The 14,295-nt window shown below is 70.4% G+C and carries 16 protein-coding genes; 12 read left to right on the top strand and 4 right to left on the bottom strand.

The genetic code is table 11. The annotated features are described in order from the left end of the window. Positions 1-34 precede the first annotated feature (34 nt). On the bottom strand, positions 35-2,557 hold the full coding sequence (locus BLU27_RS15770; protein WP_092654459.1) for a GH116 family glycosyl-hydrolase: 2,523 nt from the start codon (positions 2,555-2,557) through the stop codon (positions 35-37). A gap of 508 nt (positions 2,558-3,065) precedes the next feature. Between BLU27_RS15770 and BLU27_RS30890 the strand changes: the two genes are divergently transcribed. The 11 genes from BLU27_RS30890 (at position 3,066) to BLU27_RS15720 (ending at position 10,228) form a co-directional block, all read left to right on the top strand. Further along, positions 3,066-3,197 (top strand): hypothetical protein, encoded by a 132-nt coding sequence (locus BLU27_RS30890; RefSeq protein ID WP_277869235.1) that lies wholly within the window; start codon positions 3,066-3,068, stop codon positions 3,195-3,197. Positions 3,198-3,220: 23 nt separating this feature from the next. Beyond that, on the top strand, positions 3,221-3,466 hold the full coding sequence (locus BLU27_RS29100; protein ID WP_157728562.1) for a gas vesicle protein GvpO: 246 nt from the start codon (positions 3,221-3,223) through the stop codon (positions 3,464-3,466). 56 nt (positions 3,467-3,522) lie between these two features. After that, a complete protein-coding gene (locus BLU27_RS31400; protein ID WP_197681445.1) occupies positions 3,523-3,885 on the top strand; it encodes a gas vesicle protein in 363 nt (120 codons plus the stop codon). Further along, positions 3,882-5,117, top strand: a complete 1,236-nt coding sequence (locus BLU27_RS15755) for a GvpL/GvpF family gas vesicle protein (RefSeq protein ID WP_092654456.1) — start codon at positions 3,882-3,884, stop codon at positions 5,115-5,117. The genes BLU27_RS31400 and BLU27_RS15755 overlap by 4 nt, the downstream gene beginning before the upstream one ends. Next, entirely contained in the window at positions 5,114-5,830 is a 717-nt protein-coding gene (gene gvpJ / locus BLU27_RS29935) for a gas vesicle protein GvpJ (protein ID WP_157728561.1), read from the top strand. The genes BLU27_RS15755 and gvpJ (BLU27_RS29935) overlap by 4 nt, the downstream gene beginning before the upstream one ends. Positions 5,831-5,835: 5 nt before the next feature. Continuing rightward, on the top strand, positions 5,836-6,297 hold the full coding sequence (gvpJ, locus tag BLU27_RS15745) for a gas vesicle protein GvpJ (protein ID WP_092654454.1): 462 nt from the start codon (positions 5,836-5,838) through the stop codon (positions 6,295-6,297). A 15-nt stretch (positions 6,298-6,312) separates the two neighbouring features. Continuing rightward, a complete protein-coding gene (locus tag BLU27_RS15740; RefSeq protein WP_092654453.1) occupies positions 6,313-7,185 on the top strand; it encodes a GvpL/GvpF family gas vesicle protein in 873 nt (290 codons plus the stop codon). A gap of 6 nt (positions 7,186-7,191) precedes the next feature. Next, positions 7,192-7,452: a gas vesicle protein GvpG gene (locus BLU27_RS15735; RefSeq protein ID WP_092654452.1), complete on the top strand. Its 261-nt coding sequence runs from the start codon at positions 7,192-7,194 to the stop codon at positions 7,450-7,452. A gap of 30 nt (positions 7,453-7,482) precedes the next feature. Then, positions 7,483-8,115, top strand: coding sequence for a hypothetical protein (locus tag BLU27_RS15730; protein WP_092654451.1), 633 nt, complete (start codon positions 7,483-7,485; stop codon positions 8,113-8,115). Further along, positions 8,112-9,230, top strand: coding sequence for an SRPBCC family protein (locus BLU27_RS15725; protein ID WP_092654450.1), 1,119 nt, complete (start codon positions 8,112-8,114; stop codon positions 9,228-9,230). Before BLU27_RS15730 ends, BLU27_RS15725 begins: the two co-directional genes overlap by 4 nt. Before the next feature lie 269 nt (positions 9,231-9,499). Then, entirely contained in the window at positions 9,500-10,228 is a 729-nt protein-coding gene (locus BLU27_RS15720) for a hypothetical protein (RefSeq protein ID WP_092654449.1), read from the top strand. Here the strand turns inward: BLU27_RS15720 and BLU27_RS15715 are convergent. Together BLU27_RS15715 and BLU27_RS15710 are read right to left on the bottom strand one after the other, a co-directional pair. Next, the gene (locus tag BLU27_RS15715; RefSeq protein ID WP_277869234.1) at positions 10,126-11,940 is read right to left on the bottom strand and encodes a glycoside hydrolase family 9 protein; all 1,815 of its coding nucleotides are present in this window, start codon (positions 11,938-11,940) and stop codon (positions 10,126-10,128) included. The genes BLU27_RS15720 and BLU27_RS15715 overlap by 103 nt on opposite strands. Positions 11,941-12,383: 443 nt before the next feature. Further along, on the bottom strand, positions 12,384-12,695 hold the full coding sequence (locus BLU27_RS15710; protein ID WP_092654447.1) for a hypothetical protein: 312 nt from the start codon (positions 12,693-12,695) through the stop codon (positions 12,384-12,386). Positions 12,696-12,806: 111 nt separating this feature from the next. On the opposite strand from BLU27_RS15710, the gene BLU27_RS15705 reads away from it, so the two are divergent. Further along, positions 12,807-13,418: a hemerythrin domain-containing protein gene (locus BLU27_RS15705; protein WP_241827451.1), complete on the top strand. Its 612-nt coding sequence runs from the start codon at positions 12,807-12,809 to the stop codon at positions 13,416-13,418. Positions 13,419-13,439: 21 nt separating this feature from the next. On the opposite strand, the gene BLU27_RS15700 is transcribed toward BLU27_RS15705, so the two are convergent. Continuing rightward, on the bottom strand, positions 13,440-14,264 hold the full coding sequence (locus BLU27_RS15700) for an Fpg/Nei family DNA glycosylase (RefSeq protein WP_092654446.1): 825 nt from the start codon (positions 14,262-14,264) through the stop codon (positions 13,440-13,442). Between the last annotated feature and the right edge of the window lie 31 nt (positions 14,265-14,295).

Below are 14,295 nucleotides of genomic sequence, written 5' to 3'. Positions count from 1 at the left end.
CGCACACCCGATCATGACCGGACACGTGCACCGCTCACGCGGCCGGCACCCGCACCCTCACCTGGTCACCCGGCCCGAGGGTGCGCTCGCCCACGTCGGCCGAACCCAGCCCGGTCAGCGTCAGCTCGCGTACCCGAAGGGCGCCCTCGCGTACGTCGAGGCGAACGTCCACACCCGCGCCCGCGGCGGCCGGCGTCTGCTCGACGGTGCCCGAGGCCCAGCCGTTCGACCAGAACCACCGCGTGGTGTCCGTCGCGACCTCGTCCGCGGCGGCGAACGTCAGCACGCGGCGCACGCCGTCGTAGCCGAACCCCGTGAGGGCCGGCACCGCGCCCCAGCTCGCCATCGCCCGGACGTAGTGGTGACCGCACTCCGCCTCGTCGAACGGGTTGCGCCGCCGGCCGTCGTAACGGCCCCGGGTCGTCTCGATCACCCGGACGCCCTCCTCCGCCATCCCCACGCAGATCATGCCCACGGCGGCGGTGTACTCGAGCCCGCTCCACACCTCGTCGAAGTACGGGAACGGCCGCTCCGGCCGGTTGCCGCGCGGGTAGGACGCGACCACCAGGCCCGCCTCGTCGCCCAGGGTGTAGCTGCGCATCGGGTTGAAGTGGCCGGCCATCGTGTCACGCCGGTTGTGCCGCAGGATGCTCTCGAACGTGGTCCGGACGTGTGCCGGGTCGAGCAGGTCGCCCAGGCCGTACAGATGGGCAAGCTCCTGGCCCACCAGCTGGTCGGCCAGGCAGCCGTCCCCGATCTGCAACTCCGGGTTGACAAGATCGCGGGCACCGATGCCCTTCAGCCGCAGGCCGGGCGCGATCGCGTCCTCCGAGCCGGGCGGGCGGATCTCGTGCCGGTAGTACTCCCCGTTGAACAGGTGCTCGTCCAGCCAGGTGCTGCCGCGGGCGAACAGGTCGGCACAGGTCGCCGCGAAGTCCCCGTCGTCGAGGTAGGTCGCCATCTCCTCACAGGCACGCAGGGCGGCGAGATACCACACCCCCACCTCCGGGTTGGGCCCGAAGTACTCCACGTCCATGGTGTTGTGCTGCGAGCCCTCCATCACGCCGTCGCGGTCGGCGTCCCAGCCGCCCGGGATCCAGGCGAACGCCAACGCCCGCTTGGCAGCCGGCCACAGGCTGCGCAGCAGGTCGTCGTCTCCGGACATCCGCCACTCGCGGTAGAGCTTGACCAGGCAGCCCATCTGGCCGTCGGCGGCGGCCGGGCCGGGATCGGTCTGTGCGCGCTCCAGCGGCAGCGGGATGCGGAACGGCATCCGGCCGTCCGCACCGGTGGCGTGTCCGAGCTCCACCTCCCGCAGGGACGTCGCCAGCGCGCCGAACAGAAACGGCGTGGCCTGCTCGTAGTTCCACACGTGCGTGCAGCTGCCGGCGCAGCAGCCAACGTCGTCGCTGCATCCTTCCCAGCCGAAGAACCGCCCGTCGGCGGTACGGAAACAGGTCTGGGTGCGCAGCGTGGACAGGTTGGCCAGCGCGGCCTCCTTGACCACGTGGGGCAGGTCGGAGCCGACGACATCCTCGACGAAGGTCCGCGTCCTGCGTTCGAGCTGGTCGAGTGCCGGCACCGTGTCGGCCACCACCTGCCAGGCGTCGGCGTACTTCGTGGCGTAGTAGTTGCCCACCGTCTCGGTGCGGTCCCAGTTGCGGCGGTTGGGGAAGTGCCAGCCGAGCAGGAACGTGAAGGTGTGCGTCTCCCCCGGCGCGAGGGTCCGGGTCGCGGCGACGGACGCGGTCGGGGTGTCCGTGCCGCTGGCGCGTTCCTCCAGCCGGCCGTCGGCAGTGAAGTCGTCCCAGAAGTCCAGCAGCTCACCGCCCCAGCTGTGGTCCGCCCACGCGGTGCGGGTGGTCACGTCGTCCTCGCCGAGCGCGACGAGGGCGAGCGAGCCCCACTGCTCGGCGTCGCGCTGCACCCCGTCGGAGGTGAGCAGGACTCCGGTGCCGAAGTCCTCCTGCCGTACGGCGTTGTGGTTGTCCTTGGCCACGCCTTCGGAGCCGTCGGTGCCGACGAAGTTCGAGACGCTGCCCGCGACGGAGACCTCCAGCGGGTGGCCGGCGGTGTTGGTCACGACGTACCGCAGCACGGCCACCGGCAGCCCGCTCGCCTCGGCGTCGGTGGGCACCAGCGGGTTGAACGCCTGTACCCGCACCTCGGCGGGCACGTCGGGGTCTTCCAGGAGGACCTGGCCGAACGGATAGGCCGCGAGGAACTCCGACCGCCGGAACCTCGGCAGGCCGTGGTTGGGCACACCCGACCCGTGCCCACCTTCGTACAGCACAAGGTCGATCGGCCCTTCCAGCGCCCGCGCGACCACCGCACGCGGATCGTCGCTGCCCGCCGGCGCCGTCCGCAACGCGAAGAAGCTCCACCTCGGCGCGAACCCCTTGGCCGGACGGTTGACCACCTCCCAGTCGCGCAGGTCGCCGCGCCCGCCGAGGCTGACCGTGCCGGTGCCGATGCCGCCCAGCGGCAGCGCGACCCGGAGCGAGTGAGCGACGTCGTAGCGGTCGAGGACGGGCCAGTCGAAGGTCTCCGCGGTCATCCGCGCACTGCCTCTCCGCTCCGGAAGGCCCGCGCTTCGGCTTCATCGGAGCGGCGCTTCCGGAACTTCGGTGGTCACCTGGGTCGTCGTCCGCTGCCTGCGTCTTCGTGCGGATCTCCGCGAAACTATGGTCGCCGCCCGAACCCTGTCAAGACGATCAGGGCCGGGCCGCGCGCCGCTGGCCGCACCTGGCTGACCGGCACCGGCAGATGCCGGTTGGGCCACGACAGCGCGCTCGTCGGCTTTCGAAATTCTTCGGCCGACATCACTCGACATGACGCCGATTTCGCTTTGCCGAAAGGCGGAACACCGAACGCCGACAACCTCGTCTCTTCGGTGGTCACTGCGTAGCGTGGCAGTAGGGATCCGCGAGGACCGGCGCGAGGATCGAAAGCGTATCGACACCGAAATCAGCATCGCGCACCTGGGACGTGAAGGATCATGCGTCACCGCGGCGGCGGATCAGGCGCAAGGAAGAGAAATTCACGAATGACCGACGAACGCAGGCGTGGCGGTGATCGTGCTTCCCGGCGTACTCGTGGCGACGGCCGGCCCGAGCGCGCCGGACGAACCAGCCGTGCCGACCGTGCCGACCGAGCCGAACGTGACGACCGTGGTGAGCGACGCGAACGGGACCTGACGGAGCGGAGCGGGATGAATCCGATGCAGGTTTCGCGAACCGCCATGGAACAACTGTCCGCCCTCACCAACTGCGAGGCGGCCGGGGTTTCCCGGTTGGAGGCCGACGGCGACGGCTGGGTCTTCCAGGTGGAGATCATCGAAGTTCCCCGCGTTCCGGACACCACCAGCATCCTGGCGAGCTACGAAACCCACACCGACTCGGCCGGAAACATCATGTCGTATCGACGGCAGCGGAGGTACCCGCGTAACCAGGCAGGTGAGATGTGACCGCGCGGCGGCAGAACGCCCAGTACCCCCAGTACCGGACGACGGGGGTTACTCCCGTGTCCAGGTCCAGTGACTCTCTCGCCGACATTCTCGAACGCGTTCTGGACAAAGGCGTGGTGATCGCCGGCGACATTCAGGTGAACATTCTCGACATCGAACTCCTCACCCTGAAAGTACGGCTGCTCATCGCCTCGGTCGACACCGCGCGCGACATGGGAATCGACTGGTGGTCCTCCGACCCGTTCCTGACCGGCAACTCCCGCCTGGAGCAGGAGAACCGCGAACTCCGCGAGCGCATCGAGCAGATGGAGGACCGGATGAAGGCCGCCGAGCTTCCTGCCGGCGAGGTGGGGTCCGGCGAGCGGCAGCCCGAGCACGCCGTCGGGTCCACCTCCACCGAGAGCGAGGCCCGGCGATGAGTGCCGCAGCACGGAACCTGCTTGCCGACCGGCCGACGCCCGACGAGGTGACCTCGCTGGTCGACGAGGCTTCGGAGCGTGCTCGTGCTCTGGTGCGCGACGAACTCGTCGACCAGCTCGCCGAGCGCTATCGCCAGGCGGTGCGTTCGGTGCTCGGTGTGGAACCGTTCCCACCGGAGGAGCCGACGGCCGGGTTCGAACCCGGTCTGGTGCCTCGTGCCCGGCCGGCCCCCACCGACCTCCAGCCGTCCGTCGAGGGCCAGGCGCCCGTCGAGGGCCAGGGGCCCACCGAGGGGCAGGTGGGCGCCGAGGGTGGGGCGCCCGCCGAGGGTGAGGCGCCCGCCGAGACGGCGTGGTACGTGTACGCGATCCTGCGCAGGGTCGACCTCCCCGCGGGCCGGTCCCTGCCCGCTCCGGCTGAGCTCCCAGCAGGAGTGGAGGGCGCCTCCGTCGAGCTCCTCGACGCCGGCGACCTGGCCGTAGCGGCCTCGGAGGTTCCCCTTGCCGGGTTCCGGGCCAGCGACCAGGATCCCGACCTGAGTGCCCACGGCTGGCTGCGTGCGGCTGTGGCCGCACATGAGCGGGTGGTGGAGGATCTGGCCAGGGACAGGACCGTCCTGCCGTTCCGGTTCGGTGCCCTCTACCCCAGCAGCGACGACGCCCGCAAGATCGCGTTGACAGACGCCGGCCGGCTGGCCGCGGAGCTGGACCGGCTCGACGGGGCGAGCGAGTGGGGTGTGAAGGCGTACGTCGAGTCCCCCGCGGACCGCGCGGAGCAGGTACCCGCCTACCTGGACGAGCCGGCGACCGGGACCACCTGGATGGTTCGCCGCCGGGAGGCGGCCGCGGCCCGTGAGGCTGCCGGCCGGCTTCGCGGTGCCGTCGCCGCCGCGCTGGAGGACGCGCTGGCCGGTCAGGCCCGCGACGTGGTCGTCCGGGCCTCGGCCCGGGTAGGACCCTCGACCGGGCAGACCACCGGGCATTCCACTGGGCATTCCACTGGCCAGACCGCCGGCCGCACCGACCTGGCGTTCGACGCCGTTTACCTCGTCTCCCACCCCCGGCAGGACGAGTTCGACGCCAACCTGCGGGACGTGGCGCGGCAGTACGCCGACGACGGCCTTCGGGTGGAGGTCTCCGGGCCGTGGCCGCCGTACCACTTCGTCCGGATGCCGACCGACACGAGCCGGTCGCGGGCGTCCTCCTCGCCGACCACGGGAGCTCCGAGATGAGCGGCAGCGAACGCCGCCTGGCACTCGATGACGGCTCGCTGGTCGACGTGCTCGACCGGTTGCTGGACACCGGGGCCTGCGTCGACGGGAGCGTGTTGATCACCCTCGCCGACGTGGATCTCGTTCGGCTCGATCTGCGCCTGCTGCTGGCCTCTGTGCACACCCTCGAACGCGCTGCCGAGCGCAGTGCTGCCGAGCGCTCGCAGTCGGCGCAGGTGCCAGCCGGGGTGAGCCCGTCGAAGCCGGTCGACGCCCGGCCCGCACCCGCACCCGTACCGCGCACCGAACGACCGAACACCGAACAGCCGAACACCGAACAAGCGAACGCCGAACCGTCACGCACCGGCTCGGCGTGCCGGCCGAGCGCAGGCATGCGCCCCGCACCACCACCGGTCCGTACGTCGGCGGAGCTGCCCGGCGCGGGTCCGGAAGAAGGAGACCGGGAAGCGGGCGTCGCCGGACTGGTGGTGTTCGTGGTCGACCTGGTCCGCCAACTGCTCGAGCGTCAGGCACTGCGGCGCATGGATGCCGGCGAACTGACCTCGACCCAGGTGGAGCGACTCGGCCGGTCCCTGATGGCGCTGGAACAACAGGTCGGCGAACTCACCGAGTTCGTGGCCGGCCGCCGGCGGAACAAGCCGGAGCTGTCGCCGTTCCCGGCCCATGTGGATCCGTTCCCCGACCACCGAAACCCCGTCACAGAAGGAAGATGACAGCGATGACAGTCAGCCCCTGGCAGGGCTCTGGCAGCAACCTCGCGCAGCGAGGACACTCCAGCAGTCTGTACGACGTCCTCGAGCTCATTCTGGACAAGGGTCTGGTGATCGACGCCTACATCAGGGTCTCGCTGGTGGGCATCGAACTGCTCACCATCGACATCCGGATCGTCATCGCCAGCGTGGACACCTATCTGCGGTTCGCCGAGGCCGTCAACCGGCTCGATCTCACCCAGTCCGGCAACTCCCGCACCCTGCCGGAGTTCATCGGCGACATGGAGGAGAAGGGCGCCGGCCGCAAGGTGAAGGGCGCGCTGGGCGGAGCCGCGGAAACGGTCAGCGGAGTGTTCGGCAAGGGCGGCGACGAGGAAGGCGAAGAAGAGGAAGAACGAGGCGAGCCGCGCAAGGAGCGGGTCAGCAGCAGCCGTGCCCGTCAGGCACGTTCGCGGTCACGGTCGGAGTGAGGCAAGGGGGCAGTCATGGCAGGGCAGACGAGGCAGACGGAACGCACGAGTCCCACGGCCGAGAAGGGCCGCGAAGGCGCGTCCGCCCAAGCCGAGCAGCAGACCGGGCAGGGCGAGCAGATCGCTCCCGAGCAGGCCGCGTCGGCGGCATACGTCTACGGCATCGTGGCCGGGGATCACCCCTGTGACCTGAGCGGGTTCGAGGGCGTGGGCGACCCGCCCGCGACGCTGCGGAGACTTCGCGCCGGCCGGGTGCTGGCCGTGGTCAGCGACGCTCCTCCCGGACTGCGCGCCAAACGGCGGGACGTGCAGGCCCACCAAAATGTCCTGGACCAGCTCGGCCGCCAGGGAACGGTGCTGCCGATGCGGTTCGGTGTGGTCGCGACCGACGAGGACAGCCTGCGCGACGAGCTCGCCGCCGAGGACGAAGCCCACCTCGCCACCCTCGGCAATCTCGCCCGGAGGGCGGAGATCAACGTCAAGGTGTTCTGCGACGAGGACGAGCTGATCCGGTCGGTCGCGGAGAACGACCCGACAGTACGGCGGTTGCGGGCACACATCGACAGCGTGGACGAGCAGATCCGGCTCGGCGAGGCGGTCGCGGCCGCGATCGAGGACAGGGAACGCGCCATGGAGGAACTGCTCCTCGCCGCGCTCGGCCCGATCGCCGTCGACCACCTGGCAGGTTCCAGAGTTCGCGGAGCGGCTGTCAACGAGAGCTTTCTCGTGGACAACGACCGTGCGGAGGAGTTCGCGGAGACCACGGACGAGCTCGATGCCGCATGGGGTCCGGCGGTCACGGTGCGACGTTCCGGGCCGCTTCCGCCGTACAGCTTCGTCACCACACCGGATCTCACGTCCGAGCGGGTGTCGGGAAGGGAGGCGTAGGCACTCATGGGACTGGTCACCGGACTGCTCACGTTGCCGCTGGCGCCGGTGCGCGGCGTGGGCTGGATCGCCGAGCAGGTCCTCGACCTGGGCGAGCAGCAGTACTACGACGTCGCCCGCATCCGCGGTGAACTGGCGGATCTTTCCGACGCCTACGACGCGGGCCTGCTCACCGAGGAGGAGTTCGACGTCGCCGAGGACGAGATCCTCGACCGGCTTGAGGAAGCACAGCGACGCGGCACCGGACAACGGCGTCCGGCCGGCTGAGAAACGGGTCGGCGTCACGAGGAGGGGGAGATGGACAACACGACGAAAATAGTTCTGGCCGTGGTCGGGGGTTACGTGCTGGGGCGGCGCAAGAAGGCCCGGTTCGCCCTGCTGTTGGGCTCGGCCCTGGCCGGCAAGCGGCTCGACCTGCGTTCACTCGGCCAGGAAGCCTTCGAACGGCTCTCGGAGTCACCACAGTTCGGCCGGATCAAGGACGAGGTGACCGGTGAACTGGTGTCGACCGGCCGCGCCGCCGCGATGGCCAGCCTCACCAAGCCGCTCGACCGGCTGGCCGACTCACTGGAGGAACGCACCGCGGGCTTGACAGGCAAGCCGTCCGGGGACGGGAAGGGCCGAGGGCGCGAGGACGAGGATCGCGCCGAAGGAGAGGAGGCCGAGGAGCGCCAAGAGCCGGAGGAGCCCGAAGAGCCGGAGGAGGAGCGCGCCGAGGGCCGCCGCGGTGAGCGGAAGGGGCGCCCCACGCGCGGGCGTGGCGGCGAGCCGCGGACCGGTGACAGGCGTACCGGCGAAGGGCGCCGGCCCGGCGGCAGCCGTGGCCGGAGCGAGCGTCCCGAGCGTGGCGGCCGAGGCGGCGAGAAGAGTGAGCGTGCCAGAAGCGAGCGGTCCAGCAGCCGCAGCGCTTCGAGAGGGGGAAGTGGATGAGCCAGGCAGGATTCGGACGAGCCCGCCCCGACAAGGTGAGTCTCTCCGACATCGGCGGCGGCATCCGCAAGGCCGCCGGCCGCAACCCCGCGACCCAGCGTCTCTTCGAGGCGGCCCAGGGGTTCGCGGCGGCAAAAGCCGAAAAGGTGCTGGGGAAGGTCGGTGACAAGGTGAGTGGCGCGACGAAGAACCTCACCGGGATCGCCGAGGGAGACGACGACGGAGGCGGCATGGTCGGGGAAATGGTGAAGGAGACACTGAGCGGGTCCTCGCCGGGCAAGGCGGCGGCCAAGGCCGGTGTGCAGGGGCTGAAGGAGAAGGTGAAAGGCATCTTCGGCCGCGGGAAGGGCAAGTCCTCCGGTGGGAAGTACATGAACATAGTGGAGGACCTCTACGTCCCTGTCCCGGCACGGATGGCCTACAACCACTGGACGCAGTACCAGGACTTTCCCAAGTGGTCAAAGGGAGTGCAGAGCGTGGACTTCGACAAGGAGGACGAGACGAAGAGCTCCTGGAAGGCGAAGATCGCCTGGTCCAACCGGAACTGGAAAGCGACGACCAGCGACCAGATCCCCGACGACCGGATCGTGTGGCGATCGGAGGGACAGACGGTGGTCAACGGCGCGGTCAGCTTCCACCAACTGGAGGACAACCTCACCCAGGTGCTGCTGCTCCTCGAGTACCACCCGCACGGCTTCTTCGAGAAGACCGCCAACCTGTGGCGTGCGCAGGGGCGCCGCGCACGCCTGGACTTCAAACTGTTCCGGCACTACGTGACGGTGGAGGCCGACCCGGAGGAGGAAGGCTGGCGCGGTGAGATCCGTGACGGGGAACTCGTTCGCGACCACGACGAGGTGATGCGCGAGGAGGAGGAAGAACGCGAGCGGGAACGCGGTGACGAAGAGGAAGAAGAACGCGAGCGGGAACGCGGCGACGAAGAGGACGAGGACCGCGGCGAGGAGGACCGCGGCGAGGAGGAGGACGAGGACCGCGACGAGGAAGACGAGAGCGAGGAGGAGGACGAGGACCGCGACGAGGAAGACGAGGGCGAGAGGCCGCCCAGGCAGAGGCAGAGGCCGAGGGAGCGGCAGAGGGAGCGATCGGGCCGGCGTTGACGGCCTGCCACGCCTGCCGCCTGGCCGTTGACCTCGGCCGACCCAGGTGGCAGGCTTGCGCCGGTTCGCGTCTCGACGCGGACGATCCGCAGACCTTGGAGATGCCTGTGATCTCGGCGACCCGCCGCGGCCGCCCGTACGCCCGGACGTTCGCTCAGCTGGGCTGACGTCCGACGTCCTCGTGGCGCCTCACGCTGCTTCGTGCAGCCCGCATCCCTCTCAGGGCGTGCCCCGCCACGCCCTGGCTGACCCCGAGGTCACACCTGATCATGGACAACATCGTCCAGAGTTCTGTCGTCCACAACCTGTCCCGGCGCCCCGCGACGGTCACCGTCGGCCCGTTCGTCATCGGCTGGGACCCCACCACCGACAGTCGTTTCGTCAACTGCGCAACGCCTCTGGTGGGCGCTGCCTTCACCCCGGCCGACGTGGCCGAACTGGTGGCCGCCTTCCGGAGAATCGAACGTGTGCCCCGGCTGGAGTACGTCACCAGCTGTGCGCCCGAGCTCGAACGGCACCTGCTCGACGCCGGGTTCGCCGTGGAGGCCCGCAACGAGTACCTCACCTGCTCACCCCGCACTCTCCGCACTCCGGCCGGTCCGCCGGGGGTGAAGATCGGTGAGCCGGTCACCGACGAGGAGCGCGCGAGCGTGGTCACCGCGCAGCACGCGGCCTTCGGATCCGACCGGGTGGCCGGCCCGGATGACGTCGCCCGCATCCACAACGCCCAGCGCGACGGCGGCGTGCTGCTGTACGCCCGGGACGCCGAGGGCACCTACCTCGGCGGCGCCCTGGCGACCGCCCCATGGACTGATCCGCACCCTGCAGAGCACGGCGCCCCGGGGCCGGCGTCCACTGGTGCCGGCGCCGGGGCGCACGCGGTCGGTGAGGACCGTCAGACCCGGCCGCGTCCTGCGCCGGTGCCCTGGTCGGCCACGAACGACGTCATCCACACCAGCGCGGAGTTCCAGTTGATGGCGTACTCGTTGGTGGAGTAGGACTGGATGTCGTCCACGTAGCACAACTGCGGTTTGCAGCCCGCCAGCCGCTGCTGTGCCACCGGGTCCTGCAGGGCGGTGTTCGGTCCGCCGGCCAGGAATCCCGGCGGCGGTGGCGGCAGCCGCTTGTCCAGCTCGTGCGCGAACGCCCGGCTGTGCAGGTTGTGGGAGACCTTCTTGCCGTAGCCGGTGACGTAGGACTGGTTCAGCGCGTTGCGTCCGAGGAGGTAGTCCATCCCCTGCAGCGCACCCGTGCGGTAGGCGTCCTTCCCGGTGATGTCGTACGCCGTGGACAGGACGGCCAGATTGTTGAGCACGTTGGAGTTCGAACCCCAGCCGTAGTACTCCGGCCCGCCGGGCATCGGGAGGCCGTACGCCTGGCCTCGCTGCGTGGCGAGGTAGCTGTTCGCCGCCCGGACCACCGACGCCTGGGCGGCTCGGCGTTCGGACGCCGGGACCTTCCCCGGCACCGTCGCGAGGTCGAGCCGGGCCACCGGGGCCACGGACTGCCAGCCGAACCCGACGGGAGTGAACACCTGCGCCTTGTGCAGCGGCGAGGCCCGCATCGCGTCGAGGTAGGGACGCTCGCCCGTGGTGAGCGCGAGCTCGGCGGCCGCCCAGTAGAACTCGTCGGTCACGTTGGCGTCGCCGTACGCGCCACCACCGGTGCTGTCGCTGTCCGGCGCGTAGAGCTTGGGGTGCCGCTTCGCCGCCGCCCATGCCGTCTTCGCAGCTCCCAGGCAGCGGTTGGCGAACGCCTTGTCATACGGCGCGAAGACGCGGGCGCACTGGGCGCCGGCCGCGGCGAGGTTCAGCGTCGCGGCAGTAGAGGGCCGGTGCAGCTCGCGCGGCTGCGGGTCGTCCTGGGGCGCCATCGGCAGTCCGGTCCACGCCCGGTCGTGCATCTTGTGGTGCGCCATCCCCGCCAGCGGATTCCCGGACGGGACCTGCATGCGGAGCAGGAACTCCATCTCCCACCGTGCCTCGTCCAGGACGTCCGGCACGCCGTTGCGGTGTTCGGGGATGCTCAGCGTGCCGTCGCCGAGAGCCTTGGGATCTCCGGTCCGGGAGTGCTTCGCGCGTTCCCAGGTGCCGAACAGCTGGGACACCGCCAACCCGCCGTTGACGACGTACTTGCCGTGGTCGGCGGCGTCGTACCACCCACCGTGCACGTCGAGGCGGTACTTGCAAACCCCGGGTTGACAGGGCACGTCGGAGTCGTCGCCGTTGGCACCCACACCGACGTGGCCGGCGGGCCGGGCGTACTTCTCACCGACCAGGGAAGCGAGGATCGGGGTGCCGCTGCGCTGGTGGTAGAAGAAGCGGAAGGCGCTGTTGCGCAGCTTCGCGTAGTTCTGCGCGGAGATGTCGAACGGCAGACTGGTCTGGCCGTCCATCCGCAGCGTGTAACCCCTGCCCTGCCGGTCGTAGCGGGAGAAGTCGACGGTCTGGACGTTCTGCCCCGACGCCTGGTCGGTTCCGCGCGGCGTCGACCGCCCGCCGGCCACCACCCGGCCGTTGGCGTCGCGCAGCTGCCACGGCAACGGTTCGTTTGACCGGGTGACCACCGTGGCGCCCTTCGGTCCGGTGGGAAGGTAGCCGACCTGGTTGACCCGGATCCGGCTTCCGGTGGCCTTCTTCCACTCGTCGCCACCACCCGCGCCGAGGCCGGGGTCGACAGCGCCGGGACGCCCGCCGGCGTTGTTCTTCACGGCCGTGGACGTCGGCGCCTGCGAGCCCGCGCAACTGGTCAGGAACGTGACGAAGACCGCGGTACACGCGAGCGCGACGGAGCGGACACGGCGCGCGGATCTTCTCTTGGGAACACTTCGGTGCGAAGGGGAATGAGTCACGGGCGTCCTCACACGCGGTCGGCGGCCCGGCCGGGCCGCTGTGCGGATTGGTCGTTGGACCCGCTCGGTCGTGACCGACGACCCTGTGTCCCCGATACGGTCGTCCCGACGATTGGGAGCGGCTCAGGCCGTGATGTTGACAGCCCGCCTTCGCCGGTGTCAATCACCGCCTGCCTCATGCCCACAAGTCTCGAACAATGTCCCCAAAACAAGGAAAACCGCACTTCACCGGGCGGCTGGTCCTGGCTTGTGCGCCACCTGTTTCGCGCTTGTCCGGGAGGGAACCGGCCCCGGGCGACCGGTCAGTTGGGACGCGACTGGTTCGGGTCCTCGGCCCGCGCCCGGCGTTCGGCACCGGACTCCTCCGCCGCGCCCGCGTCGTCGTCCCCGCCCACGCGGCCGACGTAGGTCTCGCTCTGCGCGGTGCCTGTCGTGCCGGTGCCGGTCGAGCCGGTGGGTTCGGGCCCCGCCGCCTCGGGGCCGCCACCGGTGGCCCTCGAGCTGCCCGGCCCGGAGTCCGACGGCGCGTCCGGCTCACCCAGGTGACGACCGCTCCGGTCCCGCTTCACCCGGTCACGTATCCGCGTCCACAGCGACATGATGCGTTCTCCCATTCCGCGACCTGTCCGGCCGCACCAGGTCTACCTACCACGCAGGCGACCGCGTACGCGTACGCCACACCCGGCGGGGTAGGCGTTATCGGACATCGTTCGAAGGAGGTTCTCATGGGTGACACACCGATTCCGATGCCCGGAGACGCTGCCAGAGGCGGCGCACAGGACCTCGTGGACGTCCTGGTCGAGGACCACCGCGAGGTCGAGGAACTCTTCCGCGAACTCGAGTCGGGCAAGGGCGACGCCGAACGCCGCCGGCAGGTCGCGGACGTGATGATCGCGGAGCTCGTCCGGCACTCCGTGGCCGAGGAGCAGTATCTCTACCCCACGGCGCGCGGTGTCCTGCCCGACGGCGACGAGCTCGCCGACCACGAGACGCATGAGCACGCCGAGGCCGAGAAGCTGATGAAGCGCCTGGAGGGCGTGGACCCGCGGGACGCGGAGTTCGACCGGCTGGTCGGTCAGCTGATCGACGACGTGCGCCACCACATCGAGGAGGAGGAGGGAGTGCTCTTCCCGAAGCTGCGGCAGGCGTGCCCGCAGCACGAGCTGGTCGATCTGGCCCGCCGGATCGCCGCGGCCAAGGACGCCGCGCCCACCCGGCCGCACCCGTCCTCGCCGAGCAACCCACCGTGGAACCAGCTGCTCGACCCCGGCACGGGCCTGGTGGACAAGATGCGCGACGCGCTGTCCCGGCGTTCCACCACGCCGGACGACCTCTGAGGCAGGCGTTCGAGTCAGGCGTCAGCCGGGCTGGCAGTGCGGGCACCACACGGTCGTACGCCCGCCGACCCGGCCACGCCGAAGCGGGGTGCCGCACCGAGGGCAGGTCTGGTCCTGCCCCCGGTCGCGGTGCCCGGTCAGCCAGGATGGATGCCCCGGCACCCGCCCGTGCCGGATGCTGTGCCGTACGACGGTGCGCATCCGGGCGTGGACGCGGTTCACGGTGGCGTCGTCGAGTCCGGCGGTCGGCCGGTCGGGACGGATCCCGGCACGCCACAGGGTCTCGTCCACCAGCAGGTTGCCCAGCCCGGCGAGCACGGTCTGGTCCATCAGGGCGGGCTTGAGCTGACGCCGTAACGGCCTTATCTGCTTGCGGAACTCCCCAGCCGTCACCGTCGCCGCGTCGGGCCCGAGCCCGCTCAGCAGAACGTCGACGGCATGGTCGTCGGTGGGCAGCCTGATTCCCTGCAACTTGCGCATGTCGCGGAAGCGGAGCTCGCCCCCGGGCGTACGGACGACCACCCGGTCGTGCCGGTGCCGAGGCTCCCTCCCCGCTCGCTCCGCCGGCGTCCACGACAACCCGCCGGTCATACCGAAGTGGAAGACCACGCTCGGGTCGTCGGGGCGGTGTTCGCCACGCCCTCGCGTACCGAGCGGCATCACCAGCCACTTGCCGTGCCGACGGGGTTCGGTGAGGGTCGCGCCGGTGACCGCGCGCCGGAACGCACGACCGCTCACCTCGCGCAGCACTCCCTCGTCGACCACGTCCACGCCCTCGACGCGGGCGCCGACCGCGTGGTCGCACAGAACCCGCCGGAACCCTTCCACGTCAGGGAGTTCGGGCATCGGCCACCCACCTCCTGTCCCGGCTGCTCAC

Source organism: Actinopolymorpha singaporensis (assembly GCF_900104745.1).
In the GTDB taxonomy this organism is placed as follows: Bacteria; Actinomycetota; Actinomycetes; order Propionibacteriales; family Actinopolymorphaceae; genus Actinopolymorpha; species Actinopolymorpha singaporensis.
This window is presented reverse-complemented; position numbering and strand designations above follow the sequence as displayed.

Excerpts from the sequence above, each read along its gene's own strand:
- BLU27_RS29100 (WP_157728562.1), top strand. The coding sequence starts at position 3,221 with ATGCAGGTTTCGCGAACCGCCATGGAACAACTGTCCGCCCTCACCAAC.
- BLU27_RS15705 (WP_241827451.1), top strand. The coding sequence starts at position 12,807 with ATGGGTGACACACCGATTCCGATGCCCGGAGACGCTGCCAGAGGCGGC.
- gvpJ (WP_157728561.1), top strand. The coding sequence starts at position 5,114 with ATGAGCGGCAGCGAACGCCGCCTGGCACTCGATGACGGCTCGCTGGTC.
- BLU27_RS15730 (WP_092654451.1), top strand. The coding sequence starts at position 7,483 with ATGGACAACACGACGAAAATAGTTCTGGCCGTGGTCGGGGGTTACGTG.
- BLU27_RS15700 (WP_092654446.1), bottom strand. The coding sequence starts at position 14,264 with ATGCCCGAACTCCCTGACGTGGAAGGGTTCCGGCGGGTTCTGTGCGAC.
- BLU27_RS15725 (WP_092654450.1), top strand. The coding sequence starts at position 8,112 with ATGAGCCAGGCAGGATTCGGACGAGCCCGCCCCGACAAGGTGAGTCTC.
- BLU27_RS15710 (WP_092654447.1), bottom strand. The coding sequence starts at position 12,695 with ATGGGAGAACGCATCATGTCGCTGTGGACGCGGATACGTGACCGGGTG.
- gvpJ (WP_092654454.1), top strand. The coding sequence starts at position 5,836 with ATGACAGTCAGCCCCTGGCAGGGCTCTGGCAGCAACCTCGCGCAGCGA.
- BLU27_RS15720 (WP_092654449.1), top strand. The coding sequence starts at position 9,500 with ATGGACAACATCGTCCAGAGTTCTGTCGTCCACAACCTGTCCCGGCGC.
- BLU27_RS15740 (WP_092654453.1), top strand. The coding sequence starts at position 6,313 with ATGGCAGGGCAGACGAGGCAGACGGAACGCACGAGTCCCACGGCCGAG.
- BLU27_RS15770 (WP_092654459.1), bottom strand. The coding sequence starts at position 2,557 with ATGACCGCGGAGACCTTCGACTGGCCCGTCCTCGACCGCTACGACGTC.
- BLU27_RS15755 (WP_092654456.1), top strand. The coding sequence starts at position 3,882 with ATGAGTGCCGCAGCACGGAACCTGCTTGCCGACCGGCCGACGCCCGAC.
- BLU27_RS15735 (WP_092654452.1), top strand. The coding sequence starts at position 7,192 with ATGGGACTGGTCACCGGACTGCTCACGTTGCCGCTGGCGCCGGTGCGC.